An 18,068-nucleotide genomic window follows, 5' to 3' on the forward strand; every position below is an offset into this window, starting at 1 on the left:
ATGGTTGAAGCGCTTCATTCCGGCGGAGGACGAGCGCCCCGCCGTCCGCTCCTAACGTGGTTCCTACATCCCCACCCGCCAGGAACCGGCCCGATCCGGTCGGGTCCGGCAGCCCGGTCCACCGGGAGGGTGGGGACAACTCCCGGTCGAGGACTACCGCCAGCGCCATGTCGCGGGACGGTCGAGCCGTACGAGGCTGGGGGCCAACGGGTGAGCGCATCTTCCATAGGAGACTCCAGTGACGACGGCAACAGCCGTGTTCGACCCCCAGCTTCCCGGCGGAGAGTCCGCCGTCGCCGCCTCCGCCCGCCAGGTCACCAAGGCGTACGGCTCGGGCGAGACCAAGGTCACCGCGCTCGACGCGGTGGACGTCGACATCCAGCGCGGCCGGTTCACCGCGATCATGGGCCCCTCGGGCTCCGGCAAGTCGACCCTGATGCACTGCCTGGCCGGCCTCGACACGGTCACAGCCGGGCGGATCTGGATCGGTGACACCGAGATCACCGGCCTCAAGGACAAGCAGCTGACCAGACTGCGCCGCGACAAGATCGGCTTCATCTTCCAGGCGTTCAACCTGCTCCCGACCCTGAACGCGCTGGAGAACATCACGCTGCCGATGGACATCGCCGGCCGCAAGCCGGACCAGGCCTGGCTCGACCAGGTCGTCGAGACGGTCGGCCTGGCCGGCCGGCTCAAGCACCGCCCGACCCAGCTCTCCGGCGGCCAGCAGCAGCGCGTCGCGGTGGCCCGGGCGCTGGCCGCCCGCCCCGAGATCATCTTCGGCGACGAGCCCACCGGGAACCTCGACTCCCGGGCCGGCGCCGAGGTGCTGACCTTCCTGCGCCGCTCGGTCGACGAACTGGGCCAGACCATCGTCATGGTCACCCACGACCCGGTCGCCGCCGGCTACGCGGACCGCGTGCTCTTCCTCGCCGACGGCGTGATCGTCGACGAGATGCACGCGCCCACCGCCGACTCCGTCCTCGAACGCATGCGCCGTTTCGACGGCAAGCGCACCAGCTGAGCGGGCGGGACGACGCGAACATGCTGCTCAAGACCTCACTGCGGAGCTTCTTCGCCCACAAGGGCCGGATGGCGCTCTCACTCATCGCCGTCGTGCTGTCGGTGGCCTTCGTCTCCGGCACCCTGGTGTTCTCCAACACCGCGACCAGCACCTTCGACAAGCTCTTCGCCGCGACCGCCTCCGACGTCTCCGTCCAGCCGCCCAAGCCGGACGACGACGAGGAGCAGCAGGCCGCCGCCAAGCCGCCGACCGTCCCGGTCGCGCTGGCCCAGCAGATCGCCGGGCTGCCCGGGGTGAAGACCGCCGTCGGCCAGGTCATGGTCCACAACGCGATCCTGGTCGACCCGGCCACCAACAAGCTGGTCGGCCCGACCCAGGGCGCGCCCACGCTGCTCGGCAACTGGACCGACACCCCGCGCAACGCGCTGCACATCACCTCCGGCCACGCCCCGCAGGGGCCGGGCGAGCTGGTGCTGGACGCGGACACCGCGAAGAAGGCCAAGCTCGGCCTCGGCGACCACGTCCGGGTGGACAACTCCGGCGGCAAGCACGACTTCACCATCGCCGGCATCGCCACCTTCACCACCACCAACCCCGGTGCGGCGCTGGCCTTCCTGGACACCGACACCGCCCAGCGGGTGCTGCTCGGCGAGCAGGCGTACACCTCGGTGGAGGCCTTCGGCGACGGCAGCCGCGGCAACGACCAGCTCAAGGCCGACGCGGTCGCCAAGGTCGGCGCCGGCTACCAGGTGAAGACCGCCGCCGAGCAGAAGGACGAGAACACCAAGCAGGTCGGCAGCGGCCTCGACTTCATGAAGTACGCGATGCTCGGCTTCGCGTTCGTCTCGGCCATCGTCGGCGCCTTCCTGATCGTCAACACCTTCTCGATGCTGGTCGCCCAGCGCACCCGGGAGATCGGCCTGCTGCGCGCCATCGGCGGCAGCCGCCGGCAGGTCAACCGTTCGGTGCTGGTCGAGGCGCTGATCCTGGGCGTGCTCGGCTCGACGATCGGGGTCGGGGCCGGCCTGGGCGTCGCGGTCGGCCTGATCAAGCTGATGAACGCCATCGGCATGGACCTGAACGCGGCCGACCTGCAGATCGGGCCGGACGTGTTCGTCGCCGGCTACTCGCTGGGCATCGTGGTCACCCTGGTCGCGGCCTTCTTCCCGGCCCGCCGGGCGAGCCGGATCTCGCCGATGGCCGCGCTGCGCGACCACGGCACCCCGGCCGAGGGCCGCGCCAACGTGATCCGTACGGTCGTCGGCCTGCTGCTGACGGCGGGCGGCGCGGCGCTCCTGGTGCTCGGCGCCGGCGCCGACAAGGCGGCCACCGGCGGGCAGTACCTGGGGCTGGGCGTGGTGCTGACCCTGGTCGGCTTCGTGGTGATCGGCCCGCTGCTGGCCTCCGCGCTGATCCGGGTGCTCGGCGCGGTGCTGCCGGCCCTGTTCGGGCCGTCCGGCAAGCTCGCCCAGCGCAACGCGATGCGCAACCCGCGCCGCACCGGCGCCACCGCCGCCGCGCTGATGATCGGCCTGGCGCTGGTGATCGCCTCCTCGGTGTTCAGCTCCTCGGCCGTCACCTCGGCCAGCGCGCAGATCGACCGGTCGGTGGGCGTGGACTTCATCATCCAGGGCGGCCGCACCGAGGTCACCCCGGAGATGCAGGACATCGTGCGCCGCACCCCGGGCATCGACCACGTCACCACCCAGAAGTTCTTCACCGCGAAGCTCCAGCTGCCGGACGGCGGGAAGGCGAAGAACGACCTGACCGCCGTGCCGCCGACCTTCTTCGGCAGCGACTTCCACCCGAGCCTCGACGCCGGCTCGGTGGACTCGATCGAGCGCGGCTCGCTCGGGATCGGCGCGGCCTTCGCCAAGGACCACAACCTCAAGGTCGGCGACCAGGTGGGCGTCGACTACGGCAAGGGCCGCACCCAGACCCTGCCGGTGGGCGCGGTCTTCAAGAAGGGCGAGCTGTTCGGCGACGGCTCCTTCGTCGCCATGGACACCATGGCCAAGGTCGTCCCGGCCGCCGAGCAGCCGCCGGTGTGGACCTTCTTCGCCAAGGCCTCGGCCGGCACCGACGTCGCGAAGACGCTGACCGCGCTGGAGGACGGGCTCAAGCAGTTCCCGCAGCTGAGCATCAAGGACCAGGCCGGCTACAAGGAGATGGTCCAGTCCCAGATCGACACGCTGCTCTACCTGATCTACGGGCTGGTCGCGCTCTCCATCACCGTCGCGGTGCTCGGCGTCGTCAACACCCTGGCGCTGTCGGTGGTCGAGCGGACCAGGGAGATCGGCCTGCTGCGGGCGATCGGGCTCTCCCGCCGCCAGCTGCGCCGGATGATCCGGCTGGAGTCCGTGGTGATCGCGCTGTTCGGCGCCGTCCTGGGCACCGGGCTAGGCCTGGCCTGGGGCGTCACCGCCCAGCGGGTGCTGCGGGACCAGGGCCTCGGGACGCTCTCCGTCCCGGCCGGCACGATCGGCGTCACGCTGGCCGCCTCGGTGGTGATCGGCCTGTTCGCCGCCCTGATCCCGGCCTTCCGGGCCGGGCGCATGAACGTCCTCGCGGCGATCGCGACGGACTGACCCGGGGTCACGGGGGAGCCCGGGTACGGGGGAAACGGGGGAAACGGGGGAAACGGGGGAAACGGGGGGTACGGGGGAGCGGGGGCCGGGCGCGCGCAGCGCCCGGCCCCCGTGCCGTTCCCGCCCCCGGACCGCCTGAGATGATCGTCCGATGTACACCCCGGACGCCCCGTCGCTGCCCAGCGCCGCGCCCCTGACCGCCGCCGCCGCCGCGCGCTGGCGCGCCGCCCGTACGGCCTGGCGGCTGGACAGCCGGTGGCTGGCGGTGGTGCCGCTCGGGTTCCTGATCCTGGCCGCCGCCGTCGAGCCGGACACCGGCGGGGTCTGCAACGCCCAGGGCATCTGCCGGGACAGCTGGGGCGAGAGCCTGGCCATCTGGACGGTGCTGGCCGAGACCGTCCTGCTGCTCGCCCGGCCCCGCATCCGGCCGCTCGTCCCGATCGCCGCGCTGGCGCTGTTCTGGTACGTCCCGAACGGTCTGGTCACCCCGGTCGCCCGCTGGTCGGCGGTGTTGCTGCACGTGCTGCTCGCCGCCGTCCTGATCGGCGCCGACCTCGGCCGCCGCAAGGCCCGCCAGCAGCTCGACGAGCTGATGGCCCCGCCCGTCGCCTTCCCGTGGACGGCCGCCGGCGCGCCCTCGCCCGTCCGGCCGGACGGCGTGCCGGTCGGCCGGCGGGTGCTCGGCTGCCTGCTGCTGGTGGTCGCCGCGACGCTGCCGCTGTACGGCCTGTGGGAGCAGCAGCGGCAGGAGGAGCGGGACGCGGCCGCCGTCCGGGTCACCGGCACCGCCGGGGAGTTCGACCAGGACGGCCTGCTGACCGTCCACTACCAGGCGCCGAGCGCCCGCGACGTGCTGAAGGCCGCACCGGCCGGCAGCCCGACCGGGCCGACCGCCACGCTGGACGTGTGGTGGGCCGAGCGCCCGAAGCCCGGCCAGTCGATCCCGCTGCTGCTGGACGGCGACCAGGTCCGCGCCGAGGGCGACGACTACGACCCCTCCGGGCAGCTGGTCTTCGGCGGCCTGATCGCCCTGCCCGGCCTGCTGCTGCTCGGCTCGGCCCTCGCCCACGACGCCCGCCGCCGCCGGCCCGGCTTCGTCGGCGCCGCCCCCGCGCTCGCGGTGCGGGTCCGCGCCGACGCCCGGGGCGACCTGCTGGTGCTCCCGGTGGACGGCCCGCCGGACGGCCCCGCGCTGTGGCGGCTGAAGGAGTGGGAGCGCTACTACTGGGCCCGGGACGGCCACCCGGACCTGCCGGAGCACCCGGGCCCGGGCTGGCTGCCCGAACACCCCGATCTGGAGGGGAACGAGGAGGACTACCCCGAGCCGGTGCTGCGGCAGGACCCGGACGAGGACGAGGAGGAGTACGGCGAGCTCGTCGAGCGCGCCACCCCCGAGCAGGCCGCCGCCTGGTCCGCCCGCGCGGCGCGCAGCGTCCCGGCCGTGCTGTACCGCGGCCCGGACGGCCCGGACCAGCAACTCCTGTTCCGCCCGGCCCTGTTGGACGGCGATCCGCACTGGGTCGCGGCCGTGGTCGCCCCCGCCGCGCGGTCCCCCCGGCTGACCCGGCAGGGCGAGCACTACCGCGAGCGCGAACTCGCGGTCCGCGCACTCAGCGCCAGGACGCTGGCCGACGCCCCCGCCGCCGGCCCCGACACCGAGCGGCTGCCCGCGCTGCGCTGGGAACTGCCGCTGCCCGTACGGGCGCTGACCGGGCCGCTCGCGGCGGTGCTGATCGCGACCGCCGTGGTCCTGCTCGGCGACAGCGGCTGGTGGAGCGGGCTGGTGCGCCCGCTGTGGATCGGCTCGATGGCGGTGTTCCTGATCGGCGGCGCGGCGTCCTGGCAGCTGGTGGCCGACCGGGACGGCCTGCGGGTCGCCTCCGCCTTCCGGGTCCGGCAGATCCAGTGGCGGCAGATCGGCGCCGCCGCCGTCCACCGGGGCCGGCTGACCATCCGGCTGCACTCCGGGGAGGAGATCGCCATCAGCACCTGGCTGATGGCCGCCCTGGCCGGCCACTTCGGCGAGCGCTACGACCCGGCGCGGCTGGCCCGGACGGTCGCGCTGGCCGCCCACCGGCCCGACCTGCGCCCGGCGCAGGCCCGGCAGGACCGGCTCGGCAGCCCGCAGCACCTGCTCAACCGGCTGTCGGTGGCCGGCTACGCGGTGTTCACCGTCGCCCACTACCTGCTGTGAACCGGCACCGCGTCCGCACCGCGTCCGCACCCCGTCCGCACCGCCCGTACCCTGTGCGTTCAGCGGCCCCGACCGGATGCGACGCGGTGCCTTCCGCACCGGTACGGTTGCCCCGATGAACACCAAGGCTGCTGAGGAGCTGCCGGCGGTCTCCGTGATCATGCCGGTGCTCAACGAGGAACGACACCTGCGCACGGCCGTCCGGCGGATCCTGGACCAGGACTACCCCGGCGAGCTGGAGGTGGTGATCGCCCTCGGCCCCTCCACCGACCGCACCGCCGAGATCGCGGCCGAGCTGGTGGCCGAGGACCCGCGGGTGAAGACGGTGGACAACCCCACCGGCCGCACCCCCGCCGGGCTGAACGCCGCGATCCGCGGCTCGCGCCACCCGATAGTGGTGCGCGTGGACGGCCACGGGCTGCTCACCCCCGGCTACATCGCCACCGCCGTCCGGCTGCTCACCGAGATGGAGGCGGCCAACGTCGGCGGCATCATGCACGCCGAGGGCGAGACCGAGTGGGAGAACGCCGTCGCCGCCGCGATGACGTCCAAGATCGGCGTCGGCAACGCGGCCTTCCACACCGGCGGCCTGGCCGGCCCGGCGGACACCGTCTACCTCGGCGTCTTCCGCCGCGAGGTGCTGGAGAAGCTGGGCGGCTACAACGAGGAGTTCATCCGCGCCCAGGACTGGGAGCTGAACTACCGGATCCGCCAGGACGGCGGGCTGGTCTGGTTCACCCCGCAGCTCAAGGTGACCTACCGCCCCCGGCCCTCGGTGCGGGCGCTCGCCAAGCAGTACAAGGACTACGGCCGTTGGCGCCGGGTGGTCACCCGCTACCACCGCGGCTCGGTCAACCTGCGCTACCTGGCCCCGCCGGCCGCCTTCCTGGGCGTCACCCTCGGCCTGGTGCTCGGCGCGGCCGTCCACCCGGTGTTCCTGGCCGCGCCGGGCGCGTACCTGCTCGGCATCCTCGGCGGCTCGGTGGTCGAGGGCCGCGGCCTGTCCGGCCGGGCGAAGGCGTGGCTCCCGGTGGCCCTCGCCACCATGCACATGAGCTGGGGCTTCGGCTTCCTCACCTCGCCCCGCTCGCTCGCCCGCAAGGTGATCGCCAGCACCGCGCCCACCGCGAAGGACGTGCTCTCGCAGGCCCGTTGACGCACCTGACCGAGGGTCCTTCCCCTATCGTCGGTGCGCATGGGAGCAGTTGCGGGCGGGCCCGGCGCGGCCCGGATCGAGCCGAGCGCGGACGTCGACGAGCGGGCCGTGCTCGGCGCCGGGACGACGGTCTGGCACCTCGCCCAGGTCCGTGAGCACGCGGTGGTCGGCGCGGACTGCGTGATCGGGCGCGGCGCGTACGTCGGCCCGGGCGTGCGGATCGGGAGCCGGGTCAAGGTGCAGAACCACGCGCTGGTGTACGAGCCGGCCGTGGTCGAGGACGGGGTGTTCATCGGCCCGGCCGCCGTCCTCACCAATGACCGTCACCCCCGCGCGGTCACCCCGGACGGCCGCCTCAAGGGTGAACTCGACTGGCGCGCCGATGGCGTGACGCTTCGTCAGGGCTGCTCGATCGGCGGCCGGGCGGTGCTGGTGGCCGGGGTGACGGTCGGCCGCTGGGCCCTGGTCGCGGCCGGCGCGGTGGTGCACCGGGACGTCCCGGACTTCGCCCTGGTCGCCGGGGTGCCGGCCCGCCGGATCGGCTGGGTCGGCCGGGCCGGCGAGCGGCTGCGGCCCGCGGGCGAGGGCCGCTGGGAGTGCCCCCGGACCGGCGAGCGCTACCGCGAGACGGACGGAATCCTCCTGCCGGGCAAGCCCTAGCTACTTGGCGCACACGTCGGTGTCGTCCGCCTGCACCCGCTGGAGGTCCTTCGGGGCCTCGGTCGGCGGCTGCTGCGGGCCGCCCGTCGCGCCGAGCGCGTCCTTGCCGAGCACCAGCAGCAGCGGGCCCCTGGGGTCCGCCTTCGGGTCAGCCTCGGCGGCGTCGGCGGGCAGCCCGAGGGCGGCGGCCAGGGCGGCGGCCTCGGCCTCCTGGCCGGGCGCGTGGGTGATCGTGGTGGTCGCGGCGGCCGGCGCGTCGGAGGCCACCGCGGCCTTGGCGAAGCCCTTGGCCTTCAGCTTCTCCACGGTCGGCCCGGACTGCCCGCGGGTGCCGCTGCCGTTGCGCACCGTGACCCGGACGTCCTTCGGGTCCACCGGTGCGGCGGTCGCGGTCGGCGCGGTGGTGGCCGGTGCGGCGGCGGCCGGGGTGTCGGCGGGGGCGGCCGGCGCGGGCGTGTCCGTCAGCGAGCGGTCGTTCGCGATCATCGAGAACAGCTGCCCGGCGTCCGGCTGCTTGAGGATCAGCCGGTCCTTGTCCTTGGGGTCGTCGAGGACCGGCACGGTGGCGAAGGTGATGTTCTTGGTGTCCACCTTGCTGATGTCCGTCGCCAGGTCCTTGAGCTTGTCGACGCTGCCGATCCCGGAGTCCACGGTGAGCGCCTTGGTGGCCGCGTCCGCCAGCTTGTAGAGCTTGGTCGGGCTGGTCAGGGTGTCGCCGCTCTTGATCTTGCGGATCATCGAGCTGATGAACTGCTGCTGCAGCGGGATGCGGGTGAGGTCCCCGCCGAAGCCGACCGCGTGCCGGGTGCGGACGAAGGCCAGCGCCTCGTCGCCCTGGACCACGTGGCGGCCCTTGGACATCTTCAGGTGCGAGTCCTTGTCGTCGATGTCCTTGGCCGCGCACACCTCGACGCCGCCGACCGCGGTGGACAGCGTCTTCACCGCCTCGAAGTTGACCTCGACGAAGTGGTCGACCCGGATGCCGGTGACCTTCTCGACGGTCTTCCAGGTGCAGCCCGGGTCCCGGCCGGACTGGCCCAGGCTGTTGTTGAACATGTCCCGCGCGGTGCCCGGGATCCTCGTCTTCCCGTCCGCCGACTGGCAGTCGGGTATCGGCACCATCAGGTCGCGCGGGATGCTGATCACCGTCGCGTTGGAGCGGTCCTTGGCGAGGTGGAACAGCAGCGTGGTGTCGGCGTGCCCGGTGCTGCCCTCGTCGCCGTACTCGCGGCCGAGGCCCTGGCGGCTGTCGGTGCCCAGCACCAGGATGTTGAGCGCGTCCCCGGCGGCCTTGGGCCGCTCCTCCTCGCTGCCCACGTCGACCTTGACCGAGGTCAGGTTGTTGTTGAAGTGCTGGTACAGGTAGTACGCCCCGCCGCAGCCCGCGACCATCACCAGGGCGCCCGTCCCGGCCGTCCACTTGAGCACCCGGCGGCGCCGGGCCCGCTTGGCGGCCGCGGCCCGGCGCTTCGCCTCCCGGCGCCCCTCGCCACGGCACTCGCCGGTTTTCGGATTGTCCTGCTGCACGGAGTTTCCCTACGTCCGGCCGGTCACGGTGGCCGGCCTGTCAAGGCGGCAGGCCGATCCGGACACACTAGACGAGCCGAACGGGGGAATGGTTCCGGTATGAAATCCGTCACGTACGGGCAATGCGCGGGTAAAGGCGATCAGTGCTGGGCGCAGGCGTCCACGTCGGCCGTGCGCCCCTCGAAGGTGGGCGAGGCGCCCGCCGAGGGTGTCGCCGCCTCGCCCGACCCGGCCTCGGGGCCCGGCGTCGGGCTCGGGCCCGCGGTCGGCGTGCCCGGCGGGGCGGGGGCGCGGACGGTGATCGGCCGGTCCTCCCGCAGCGCCGTGAACAGCTGCCCGGTCTGCGGCTGCACGAACTCGTCCCGGTCCGAGTCGTAGCGGTACGGGCGGCGCGGCGCCGTCAGGAACACCACGTTCGCCGAGGGCACCCCGCGCAGGTCCTGGGTGAGGTCGTACAGCGCGCCGAGCGAGGACAGCCCGCCGTCCGCCCGCACCGAGGAGGTGGCCGCGTCCAGCACCGGCCACAGCTTCGCCGGGTTGAGCAGCACCCCCTGCGACTGCACCTTGCGCAGCAGCGAGGCCAGGAACTGCTGCTGACGGCCCATCCGCTGGGTGTCGCTGCCGTCCCCCAGGCTCTCCCGGGCCCGGACGTACCCGAGCGCCTGCTCACCGTGCAGCACCTGCCGCCCGGCGGGCAGGTCCAGCTTGGCGTCCTTGTCGTGGATCGGCTGCGGCACGCACACCTCGACCCCGCCGATCGCGTCCACCATCGTCCTGAAGCCGCTGAAGTCCAGGATCAGGTAGTGGTCGATCCGGATCCCGCTCAGCTGCTCGACGGTCCGGATCGCGCAGGCCGGGCCGCCCAGCTCGAAGGCCCAGTTGAACTGCATGGTCGCCGGCCGGCTGCGGGTGCCGTCCGGCTTGTCGCAGGCCGGGACGGCCACCATCACGTCGCGCGGGACGGACACCGCCGTCGCGTGCCGGTGGTCCGCCGACAGGTGCAGCAGGATCGTGGTGTCCGAGCGCTCGGTGCCCGCCTCGCCGCCGTAGGAGCCGTTCGAGCCGTCGCGGGAGTCGCTGCCGATCAGCAGGATGTTCTCGGCGCCCGGAGCGCCCGCCGTACGGCTCGGCCGCTCGGCCTCCAGCTTGGCCAGCAGCCGGTCGGTGGCCGTGTCGGTGCGGATGTTGCCGTCCAGCTTGCGGTAGGCGACCCAGGCCAGCACCCCGGTGGCCACCAGCAGGAACGCGACGACGCCGGCGGTGATCCACAGCCACCGCCGGCGCCGTCGCGGGCGTCGCTCGCCGTCCGGGGGACCGCTCCTCGGGGGGACGGCGGTCGGGGGGTGCTCGGTGTCGTCCTCGGCCATGGCAGCGATGCCTACCCAGCCGGGCCCGGGCCGGGGGTTACCCGAGGCGCAGTGTCACCCGTTCGGATTCGGTCCGCTTCTCCCACTGCGAGGCGTCCAGCCCCTGCGAGTTGCGGCACAGCACCACCGAGGCGCCGGCCGCCAGCGGCGCCAGCAGGCCGGCCTCCAGGCCCGCCCAGTCGTCGTAGGAGTGGGTGGACAGCACGCGGTCGCCGGGCTTCAGACCCAGCCGGACGGCCCCCTCGCGGGCCAGCGCGACGGTCTGCTCGCCGGTCAGCTTCAGCGGCAGCCCGTCCACGCTGGTCTCCAGCGCGGGCGCGTCCGGGGTGACGGGCGAGTACGGCGCGAAGCGGTCGCCCTGGCCGGGCACCTCGGCGGCGTAGTCCAGGAAGCCGTCCGGGCGCTGCGGGAAGCGGCCGCCCAGCGGGCGCAGCGCGAGCGCCACCCGCTCGCCCTCGCAGGCCTGGGCGGCGGCCAGGCCGTCCGGGCCGCTCACCACCAGCTCGGCGGCGGCCGGGTCGCCGCCCGGCACCGCGGCCACCCCGACCGACCAGCAGGCCAGCAGCCAGACGGCGCTCTGCCAGTGGGCGGGCAGCAGCAGTGCGGCGCGGTCGCCCGGGCCGGCGTTCAGTTCGTCCTGCAACAGGTTGGCCGTCTTGGCCACCCAGTTGTCGAAGGTCCGGGCGGACAGCTCCACCCGTTCGCCGGTGGCGTCGTCGTAGAAGGTGACCAGCGGGGCCGCGGGATCGACCGAAGGGGTGCCACCTCGCAGATATGCGTGCAGCAGCTCGACGGGGGTGCGGGCATCGGCAGCAAAAGGCGCAGTCATGGTGCGCCCCAGCCTACGGCCTTCGGGTGGCGGGCCGGGAGGGGTGGCCGGACCGCCGCGGGGCGGCGTGGCGAGTCGGCCGTTTTGCGGCCACCATCCGGTTTATGCCCCTTTCACTCCCGGCCGCGCTGCTCGCCGGCTGCACCGCCGCGCTGCTCCTCCAGCCCGCCTCCGCCGCCTCCCCGGGGGAGCGCCGGACCTCGGCGGGCGGCGGCACGGTCACCTCGCTGCCGCTGGCCGGCGGCCCCGGGCTCGCCCCGCGCGGCACCCGTCCGTTCGAACTCCTCGGCGTCGGCTGGGACGGCCCGGCGGACGCGCTCGCCGGCGGCAGCGTCCGGGTCCGCACCCGGAACGCGGACACCGGCGACTGGAGCGACTGGCACGCCCTGGAGGCCGACACCGAGGACGGCCCCGACCGCGCCCCGCACGGCACCCCGCGCGGTGCCACCGCCCCGCTGTGGACCGGCCGCAGCGACGGCGTCGCCGTCGAGGTCCGCCCCGGCCCGGCCGGGCCGCCGCCCGGCCTGCGGCTCGAACTCGTCGACCCCGGCCGCGGCGCCGCCGCCGCACCCGCCGCCCGCAGCCTGCCCGCCGGGCCGGCCGACGGCGGGCAGGCCCCGCGCCCCGCCATCGTCACCCGGGCCGGCTGGGGCGCCGACGAGTCCCTGCGCGACCAGACCTTCGAGTACACCGGCCCGGTCCGCGAGGTCTTCGTCCACCACACCGCGACCGCCACCGACTACGCCTGCGCCGACGCCCCCCGGGTGATCCGGGCGATCTACCAGTACCACGTACAGAGCAACGGCTGGCGGGACATCGGCTACAACTTCCTGGTCGACCGCTGCGGAACCGTCTACGAGGGCCGCGCCGGCGGCGTCGACCAGCCCGTCCACGGCGCCCACACCCTCGGCTTCAACACCGACTCCGCCGGCGCGGCCGCCATCGGCACCTACCTCACCGACTCCCCGCCGCAGCCCCTCCTCGACGGCCTCGCCGCCATCGCCGCCTGGAAACTCGGCCTCACCGCCCAACCCGCGGACGGCCACACCAAACTCACCTCCGCCTCCGACGCCAGCCGCTACCCCAAGGGCACGGTCGTCGACTTCGACGCGATCTCCGGCCACCGCGACGCCTTCACCACCGAATGCCCCGGCACCGCCCTCTACGCCCAGCTCCCCGCCCTCCGCGCCGCCGCGACGAAGCTCCAGACCCCGCAACCGCCCCCCACCTGACGGCCCCGGTCCCCGGGGGGAACTGCGCCCGCCTCCCCACTCCCTCCCCCGCGTATCCTTCCTCCGGCGGAGGAGGTGCAGGTGACAGGCGAGTCGGTACGGCGCTGGAGCCCGGGTTACCCCCTGGACGTCGCCCGGACCCTGCTGCCCCTGCGCCGCGGCCCCGCCGACCCCTCCTACCGCACCACCGGCGACGGCGCGGTCTGGCGCGCCTCCCGCACCCCGGCCGGCGTCGGCACCCTCCGGGTGCTCCCGCACCCGGCCGCGGGCGAGGTGGAGGCGACGGCCTGGGGCCCGGGCGCCGACTGGCTGCTCGACCGCCTGCCCGCCCTGCTCGGCGCCGAGGACCGCCCGGAGGGCCTGGTGCTGCCCCCGGGCCCGCTGCGCGACGCCCAGCGCCGTACGGCGGCCGTCCGACTGTCCCGCACCGGCCTGGTCCTGGAGTCCCTGGTGCCGGCGATCCTGGAGCAGAAGGTCACCACCGACGAGGCCTACCGCGCCTTCCGCACCCTGCTGCGGGACTTCGGCACCCCGGCGCCCGGCCCGGCCGAGGGCATGCGGGTGGCGCCTTCGGCGCGCGAGTGGGCGATGATCCCGAGCTGGGAGTGGCACCGGGCGGGGGTGGACCCGAAGCGCTCGGCGACGGTGATGCGGGCGGTGCGCCTGGCCCCGCGCCTGGAGGAGGCCTCGGTGATGGGCCACGAGGAGGCGTTCGCCCGGCTCACGGCCGTCCCGGGGGTGGGGGTCTGGACGGCGGCGGAGACCCTGCAGCGCAGCAACGGCGACCCGGACGCGGTCTCGGTCGGCGACTTCCACCTCCCGAACCTGGTCGGCTGGGCACTGGCCGGCCGCCCCCGCAGCGACGACGCCCAGATGCTCGCCCTGCTGGAGCCCTACCGCCCGCACCGCTACCGCGTCTGCCGCCTCCTGACGACCACCGGCGCCCACGCCCCCCGCTACGGCCCCCGCCTCACCCCCAACGACCACCGCAGCCGCTGAGCCGAACGCACCGGCGGTGTACACCCGCGTGTGTACGCTTGAGTCATGACTGACGCACTGAGCATCCGGGAACTGCGCGCGCGCCTTGCCGAGGTGGTCACCCAGGCCGAGGCCGGCGAGATCACCGTGATCACGCGCAAGGGCGAGCGCGTCGGAGCGGTCGTGCCGATCGAGATCCTCGATGCCATAGAGGACGCGGAGGACGAGCTCCTGGCCCGTGAGGCGCGGAAGCACCTGGACGAGCCGACCGTCACCATGGCCGAGGTACTGGCGGACCTCTTCGGTCCGCCTGCGGACTCCGCCGGGAGCGCTGCGTGAAGTACGCCTTCCGCTTCACCTCGCATGCCCGGCGTCAGCTGCGCGGGATCGGCCAGCTCGAGGCGATGCGTGTCCTCACCGCCCTCACCGCGCTGGGGGACGACCCGTTCGCGGACGGACCCGACGTCAAGAAGCTGGCCGGCAGCGACGCCCTGTACCGACTCCGGGTCGGCGACTTCCGGGTGGTCTACCAGGTGCGTGGCGAGGTGCTGGTGATCCTCGTCGTCCACGTCGGCCACCGCCGTGAGGTCTACCGCGGCCTCTGAGCCCTACCGCACGGCAATGAACGGCTCCGCGCCGCGCTCCGCCCGGGCCCGCGGGGCCTCGGCCGGGCGGCCGACCGCCACCGCGCCCATCGGGTCCCAGCCGTCCGGCAGGTCCAGCGCCTGCCGCACGGTGTCGCGGCAGAACATCGTCGACGACACCCACGCGGAGCCGTAGCCCTCACCCGTCAGCGCGACCAGCAGGTTCTGCACGGCCGCGCCGACCGCCACCGTGAACATCTCCCGTTCGGCGGCGGCCCGCCGCGCGTCCGGGTAGTCGTGCGAGCCGTCCATCACGAGGCAGGGCACGACCAGGTACGGGGCGTCCCGCAGCACGTCGCCGCGGGCGGTGCGGCGGGCGATCCGGGCGTCGTCCCAGCCGTCGAGCTCGCGCAGGTCGCGCTGCCAGGCGGCGAGCATCGCGTCGAGCAGGCGCACCCGGGTCTCGGCGGACTCCAGCAGCACGAACCGCCACGGCGTGGTGTGGTGCGGGGCGGGCGCGGTGACGGCGGCGGCGACGGCGCGCCGGACGGCGCCCGGGTCGACGGGCTCGTCGGTGAAGGAGCGGACGGTGCGCCGCAGGGTGACGGCCTGCCGCAGCGCCTCGGAGGTGCCGATCCGGAACATGTCCTGGTCGGCGGGCCGCACCAGCGGCCGGGTGCCGGCGCCGTCCTCGGCGGTGACGAGGTGCCCGAGCCCGCGCACGATCGCGACCGGCACCCCGGTGGCCTTGCCCTTCACCAGGTCGGCGGCACCGGCGAGTTCGTCGGCGGTGGCGGTGACGGTGAGGGCGAGCTCGTTGCCGTGGCTGTCGGTGCGCCCCCGGTGGTCCTCCAGGACGGACAGCCCGGCGGCGCCGATGGCGACGTCGGTCAGGCCGCTGCGCCAGGGCCGTCCGAAGGTGTCGGTGACGATGACGGCGAGCCGGCGGCCGGTGAGCTGCTGGAGCCGGGCCCGCAGCGCGCGCGCCGAGGCGTCCGGGTCCTCGGGCAGCAGCAGGACGGTGCCGGGCGCGGTGTTGGAGGCGTCGACTCCGGCGGCGGCCATGACGAAGCCGTTGCGGTTCTCGACGATGCGGGCCCGCCCGCGCCGGGCGACGACCCGGACGGTCTCCGCGTCGATCGCGGCCTCGCGGTCGGCGGCGTGCTGCAGCCGGCCCTCCGCCTTGCTGACGATCTTCGAGGTGACGAGCAGGATGTCGCCGTCCTGGTAGCTGCCCGCCTTGGCGAGCAGGCCGGCCAGGTCGGCGCCCGCGTCGATCTCGGGGATGCCCTCGACGCCCAGGATCCGCACGGTCATCGGCGGACCTGCTCGGCCAGTGCGAGCGCGGCCCGGGCCATCTCGGCGGTGGCGTCGACGTCGGTCATCAGCAGCGGGACGGCCCGGCAGGCGATGCCGCCGGCCTCGACGGCGGCGACCGCCGCCTCGTCCGCGGTGTCGACCAGCCAGCCGTCGATCAGGTCCGCGCCGTAGTGGAGCGCGACCGCCTCCGCCGTCGCCTCGACGCCGACCGCGGCGAGCACCTTGTCGGCCATGCCCCGCACCGGCGCCCCGCCGATGATGGGGGAGAGGCCGACGACGGGCGCGGGCGCGGCGGCGACGGCCTCCCGGATGCCGAGGACGGCGAGGATGGTGCCGATCGAGACGACCGGGTTGGACGGCGGAAACAGGATGACGTCGGCTTCGGCGATGGCGTCCAGCACGCCGGGCGCGGGCTTGGCGGTGTCCGCGCCGACCGGGATGATCGCCTCGGCGTCGACGGCGGCGTGCAGCCTGACCCAGTACTCCTGGAAGTGGATCGCCCGGGTGCCCTGCTCGTCGGTGATCCGCACGTGGGTCTCGACCCGGTCGTCGCTCATCGGCAGCAGCCGCACGCCGGGCTGCCAGCGCACGCACAGCGCCTCGGTGACCTGGCTGAGGCTGTACCCGGCGGCGAGCATCTGGCTGCGGACGAGGTGGGTGGCGAAGTCGCGGTCGCCGAGCCCGAACCACTCGGGGCCGACGCCGTACTCCTTCATCTCGGCCTTGATGGACCAGGTCTCGTCGGTCCGGCCCCACCCCTGCTCCTCGTGGATGCCGCCGCCGAGGGTGTACATCACGGTGTCGAGGTCGGGGCAGACCTTGAGGCCGTAGAGGTGGATGTCGTCGCCGGTGTTGCCGATGACGGTGATCTCGTCCTGCGGCCCGATCGCCGCGCGGAGCCCGCGCAGGAAGCGCGCCCCGCCGATTCCGCCTGCCAGTGCCACGATGCGCATGGGGTCATCCTGCCACGGCCGGACTGTTCGTCAGTCCGCGTTCAACGGGGCCTGGGCGTGCTGTTCGGGGACGGCGTGGGCGGTGCCGTACTGGTTCATCGCGGTGAGGCCCGGGGTGTAGAGGTGGATGGAGACGGCGGGTTCGAGCGCGCCGTTGACCACCTCGTGCAGGTACCCGGGGGAGAACACCCGCTGCCCGCCCGGCCGCAGCGCCCGGGCGCCCTCGCCCGCGTGCGTGAGCGAGCGTTCGACCAGTTCCCCCTCCACGACGGTCATCACGCCGGAGGAGTCGCCGTGGTCGTGGAATCCGCTGCTCTGGCCGGGCAGCCAGCTGAGCAGCCAGACCTCGTAGCCGGGGCCGGTCTCCAGCCGGGCGTACCAGCGGGTGAGGGCGTCGTAGCGGACCAGCGGCTCCCAGCGGGCGCGGTCGGCGGCGATCTCGCGGACCAGCCGGGCGTAATCGGCGACGGTGGTCGGGTGCTCCGGCAGGTCGGTGCGGGCCAGGTGCGGGAAGGCGAGCGGGTCCCCGGCGATGGAGACGTCGCTCAGCCCGTCCCCCCAACGATGGGCGGTACGGGCGGGGGCCAGGCCCAGGCGGGCGAGCTTGTTGCGGTCGCGGTTCCGCTTGCGGATGCGGATCATGCGCACGGGGTCGTCCTCGGAGGTCGCGGCTGGTTCGGCGGGGAGCAGCCGCTGCCGGGATGTCCTGGGGACGGGAATCGCGGGCGGCCTCTGTGCTTCCTGGGGGCGGCGCGCGGTGGGACGCGGGCGCCTAGATACAGCAGGAACAGAGGCGACAACAGGTGTTCACGGCACGGCGGAGGGTGGAACCGCTCCGGGGGCTGGTGAACTCTGACATGGGGGAAAGGAGACCGCATCCGCGGGCCGGTGTCAAACGGGGGGACTGCGGCATTCGAGCGGATTCGGTCCGGATGTCTCCGGATGGGGTGATTCATCACCCTCTATGTTTCGATGGGAAGATCGCCGGGAAGGCAGGCCGATGACCGGCCTGCGATCGTGACTGTGCGTCACGCGGTGGCGGGATGTTGACGGTTCGATCCCGTCCGAGGCTTTCGGGCTGAAGGTCCGTTGTGTCCGAATATGTACACTATTCGTAACGGCTTGGTGCCGGGGAGTGAATCCTGGCCCCAATACCAGAGCTCGGCTTGACTGAGCCAGAGTGACGCAACTGTAATTTCACTCGTGTCGTCGAGCCGCACCAGGCCACGGCACCTACGGGGACGCCAAGGTAGGGGCAGAGGAGGCGCGCCACATGAGCGAGCTCTTTGAGCTGTTGATCGGTGACGGCATCACGGAGGAGGAAGAGGAACTCGGTTGGCAGGAGCGCGCGTTGTGCGCCCAGACCGACCCCGAGTCCTTCTTCCCCGAGAAGGGCGGCTCCACCCGCGAGGCGAAGAAGGTCTGCCTCGCCTGCGAGGTCCGCTCCGAGTGCCTGGAGTACGCGCTCGCCAATGACGAGCGGTTCGGCATCTGGGGCGGCCTCTCCGAGCGCGAGCGCCGACGGCTCAAGAAGAGCGCGGTCTGACCGGGCCGAGCCCGACCGCCGCCGGTGACCCCGGCGGCGAGCGACGACCGGACCGCTGTACGAGCGCCTCACCGTGACGGTGGGGCGCTTTCGTGCGTCCGGGCCTCCTG

16 protein-coding genes are annotated in these 18,068 nt (G+C 73.9%); 10 read left to right on the plus strand and 6 right to left on the minus strand.

Annotated elements, in window-relative coordinates; translation table 11 throughout:
• The first annotated feature begins 238 nt into the window (after positions 1-238).
• The 5 genes from AB2U05_RS20460 (at position 239) to AB2U05_RS20480 (ending at position 7,622) form a co-directional block, all read left to right on the plus strand.
• Positions 239-1,024 carry an ABC transporter ATP-binding protein gene (locus AB2U05_RS20460; protein WP_045702163.1) on the plus strand — a complete coding sequence of 262 codons (786 nt, stop codon included), beginning with the start codon at positions 239-241 and terminating at the stop codon, positions 1,022-1,024.
• Between the two features lie 20 nt (positions 1,025-1,044).
• Complete coding sequence (locus AB2U05_RS20465; protein WP_045702162.1) at positions 1,045-3,612, plus strand: ABC transporter permease; 2,568 nt, start codon at positions 1,045-1,047, stop codon at positions 3,610-3,612.
• 151 nt (positions 3,613-3,763) lie between these two features.
• The gene (locus AB2U05_RS20470; protein WP_045710246.1) at positions 3,764-5,806 is read left to right on the plus strand and encodes a hypothetical protein; all 2,043 of its coding nucleotides are present in this window, start codon (positions 3,764-3,766) and stop codon (positions 5,804-5,806) included.
• A 115-nt stretch (positions 5,807-5,921) separates the two neighbouring features.
• The gene (locus AB2U05_RS20475; RefSeq protein WP_045710245.1) at positions 5,922-6,962 is read left to right on the plus strand and encodes a glycosyltransferase family 2 protein; all 1,041 of its coding nucleotides are present in this window, start codon (positions 5,922-5,924) and stop codon (positions 6,960-6,962) included.
• Positions 6,963-7,001: 39 nt separating this feature from the next.
• Positions 7,002-7,622 carry an acyltransferase gene (locus AB2U05_RS20480; RefSeq protein ID WP_369183896.1) on the plus strand — a complete coding sequence of 207 codons (621 nt, stop codon included), beginning with the start codon at positions 7,002-7,004 and terminating at the stop codon, positions 7,620-7,622.
• Here AB2U05_RS20480 and AB2U05_RS20485 read toward each other — a convergent pair whose 3' ends face one another.
• From AB2U05_RS20485 to AB2U05_RS20495, 3 genes are all read right to left on the minus strand, one after another.
• Entirely contained in the window at positions 7,623-9,149 is a 1,527-nt protein-coding gene (locus tag AB2U05_RS20485) for an LCP family protein (RefSeq protein WP_369183897.1), read from the minus strand.
• Between the two features lie 140 nt (positions 9,150-9,289).
• A complete protein-coding gene (locus AB2U05_RS20490; RefSeq protein WP_369183898.1) occupies positions 9,290-10,516 on the minus strand; it encodes an LCP family protein in 1,227 nt (408 codons plus the stop codon).
• A gap of 37 nt (positions 10,517-10,553) precedes the next feature.
• The gene (locus tag AB2U05_RS20495) at positions 10,554-11,345 is read right to left on the minus strand and encodes a TIGR03089 family protein (protein ID WP_369183899.1); all 792 of its coding nucleotides are present in this window, start codon (positions 11,343-11,345) and stop codon (positions 10,554-10,556) included.
• A gap of 104 nt (positions 11,346-11,449) precedes the next feature.
• Between AB2U05_RS20495 and AB2U05_RS20500 the strand changes: the two genes are divergently transcribed.
• The 4 genes from AB2U05_RS20500 to AB2U05_RS20515 all read left to right on the plus strand — a co-directional run bounded on the left by AB2U05_RS20500 (position 11,450) and on the right by AB2U05_RS20515 (position 14,160).
• Positions 11,450-12,577 (plus strand): peptidoglycan recognition protein, encoded by a 1,128-nt coding sequence (locus tag AB2U05_RS20500; RefSeq protein ID WP_369183900.1) that lies wholly within the window; start codon positions 11,450-11,452, stop codon positions 12,575-12,577.
• Between the two features lie 81 nt (positions 12,578-12,658).
• The gene (locus AB2U05_RS20505; protein ID WP_369183901.1) at positions 12,659-13,576 is read left to right on the plus strand and encodes a DNA-3-methyladenine glycosylase; all 918 of its coding nucleotides are present in this window, start codon (positions 12,659-12,661) and stop codon (positions 13,574-13,576) included.
• A gap of 45 nt (positions 13,577-13,621) precedes the next feature.
• Positions 13,622-13,894: a type II toxin-antitoxin system Phd/YefM family antitoxin gene (locus tag AB2U05_RS20510; RefSeq protein WP_045702150.1), complete on the plus strand. Its 273-nt coding sequence runs from the start codon at positions 13,622-13,624 to the stop codon at positions 13,892-13,894.
• Positions 13,891-14,160, plus strand: coding sequence for a type II toxin-antitoxin system RelE/ParE family toxin (locus AB2U05_RS20515; RefSeq protein ID WP_369183902.1), 270 nt, complete (start codon positions 13,891-13,893; stop codon positions 14,158-14,160). Before AB2U05_RS20510 ends, AB2U05_RS20515 begins: the two co-directional genes overlap by 4 nt.
• Before the next feature lie 3 nt (positions 14,161-14,163).
• Here the strand turns inward: AB2U05_RS20515 and AB2U05_RS20520 are convergent, their stop codons facing one another.
• Genes AB2U05_RS20520 through AB2U05_RS20530 form a run of 3 tightly spaced genes read right to left on the minus strand, consistent with a single transcriptional unit; the run spans position 14,164 to position 17,060 of the window.
• Positions 14,164-15,456: a coenzyme F420-0:L-glutamate ligase gene (locus AB2U05_RS20520; RefSeq protein WP_045702145.1), complete on the minus strand. Its 1,293-nt coding sequence runs from the start codon at positions 15,454-15,456 to the stop codon at positions 14,164-14,166.
• Positions 15,453-16,412 (minus strand): 2-phospho-L-lactate transferase, encoded by a 960-nt coding sequence (gene cofD / locus AB2U05_RS20525; protein WP_369183903.1) that lies wholly within the window; start codon positions 16,410-16,412, stop codon positions 15,453-15,455. The genes AB2U05_RS20520 and cofD overlap by 4 nt, the downstream gene beginning before the upstream one ends.
• A 30-nt stretch (positions 16,413-16,442) precedes the next feature.
• Entirely contained in the window at positions 16,443-17,060 is a 618-nt protein-coding gene (locus tag AB2U05_RS20530; RefSeq protein ID WP_369183904.1) for a cysteine dioxygenase family protein, read from the minus strand.
• Positions 17,061-17,685: 625 nt separating this feature from the next.
• On the opposite strand from AB2U05_RS20530, the gene AB2U05_RS20535 reads away from it, so the two are divergent.
• Complete coding sequence (locus tag AB2U05_RS20535) at positions 17,686-17,958, plus strand: WhiB family transcriptional regulator (RefSeq protein WP_045702141.1); 273 nt, start codon at positions 17,686-17,688, stop codon at positions 17,956-17,958.
• Positions 17,959-18,068 lie beyond the last annotated feature (110 nt).

It is taken from the genome of Streptomyces sp. Y1 (assembly GCF_041053115.1).
Classification (GTDB): Bacteria; Actinomycetota; Actinomycetes; order Streptomycetales; family Streptomycetaceae; genus Kitasatospora; species Kitasatospora rubellomurina.

Bases quoted from the DNA above. Each gene is read 5' to 3' on its own strand.
- AB2U05_RS20465 (WP_045702162.1), top strand. From the start codon at position 1,045: ATGCTGCTCAAGACCTCACTGCGGAGCTTCTTCGCCCACAAGGGCCGG.
- AB2U05_RS20470 (WP_045710246.1), top strand. From the start codon at position 3,764: ATGTACACCCCGGACGCCCCGTCGCTGCCCAGCGCCGCGCCCCTGACC.
- AB2U05_RS20475 (WP_045710245.1), top strand. From the start codon at position 5,922: ATGAACACCAAGGCTGCTGAGGAGCTGCCGGCGGTCTCCGTGATCATG.
- AB2U05_RS20480 (WP_369183896.1), top strand. From the start codon at position 7,002: ATGGGAGCAGTTGCGGGCGGGCCCGGCGCGGCCCGGATCGAGCCGAGC.
- AB2U05_RS20490 (WP_369183898.1), bottom strand. From the start codon at position 10,516: ATGGCCGAGGACGACACCGAGCACCCCCCGACCGCCGTCCCCCCGAGG.
- AB2U05_RS20495 (WP_369183899.1), bottom strand. From the start codon at position 11,345: ATGACTGCGCCTTTTGCTGCCGATGCCCGCACCCCCGTCGAGCTGCTG.
- AB2U05_RS20500 (WP_369183900.1), top strand. From the start codon at position 11,450: ATGCCCCTTTCACTCCCGGCCGCGCTGCTCGCCGGCTGCACCGCCGCG.
- AB2U05_RS20510 (WP_045702150.1), top strand. From the start codon at position 13,622: ATGACTGACGCACTGAGCATCCGGGAACTGCGCGCGCGCCTTGCCGAG.
- AB2U05_RS20520 (WP_045702145.1), bottom strand. From the start codon at position 15,456: ATGACCGTGCGGATCCTGGGCGTCGAGGGCATCCCCGAGATCGACGCG.
- cofD (WP_369183903.1), bottom strand. From the start codon at position 16,412: ATGCGCATCGTGGCACTGGCAGGCGGAATCGGCGGGGCGCGCTTCCTG.
- AB2U05_RS20535 (WP_045702141.1), top strand. From the start codon at position 17,686: ATGAGCGAGCTCTTTGAGCTGTTGATCGGTGACGGCATCACGGAGGAG.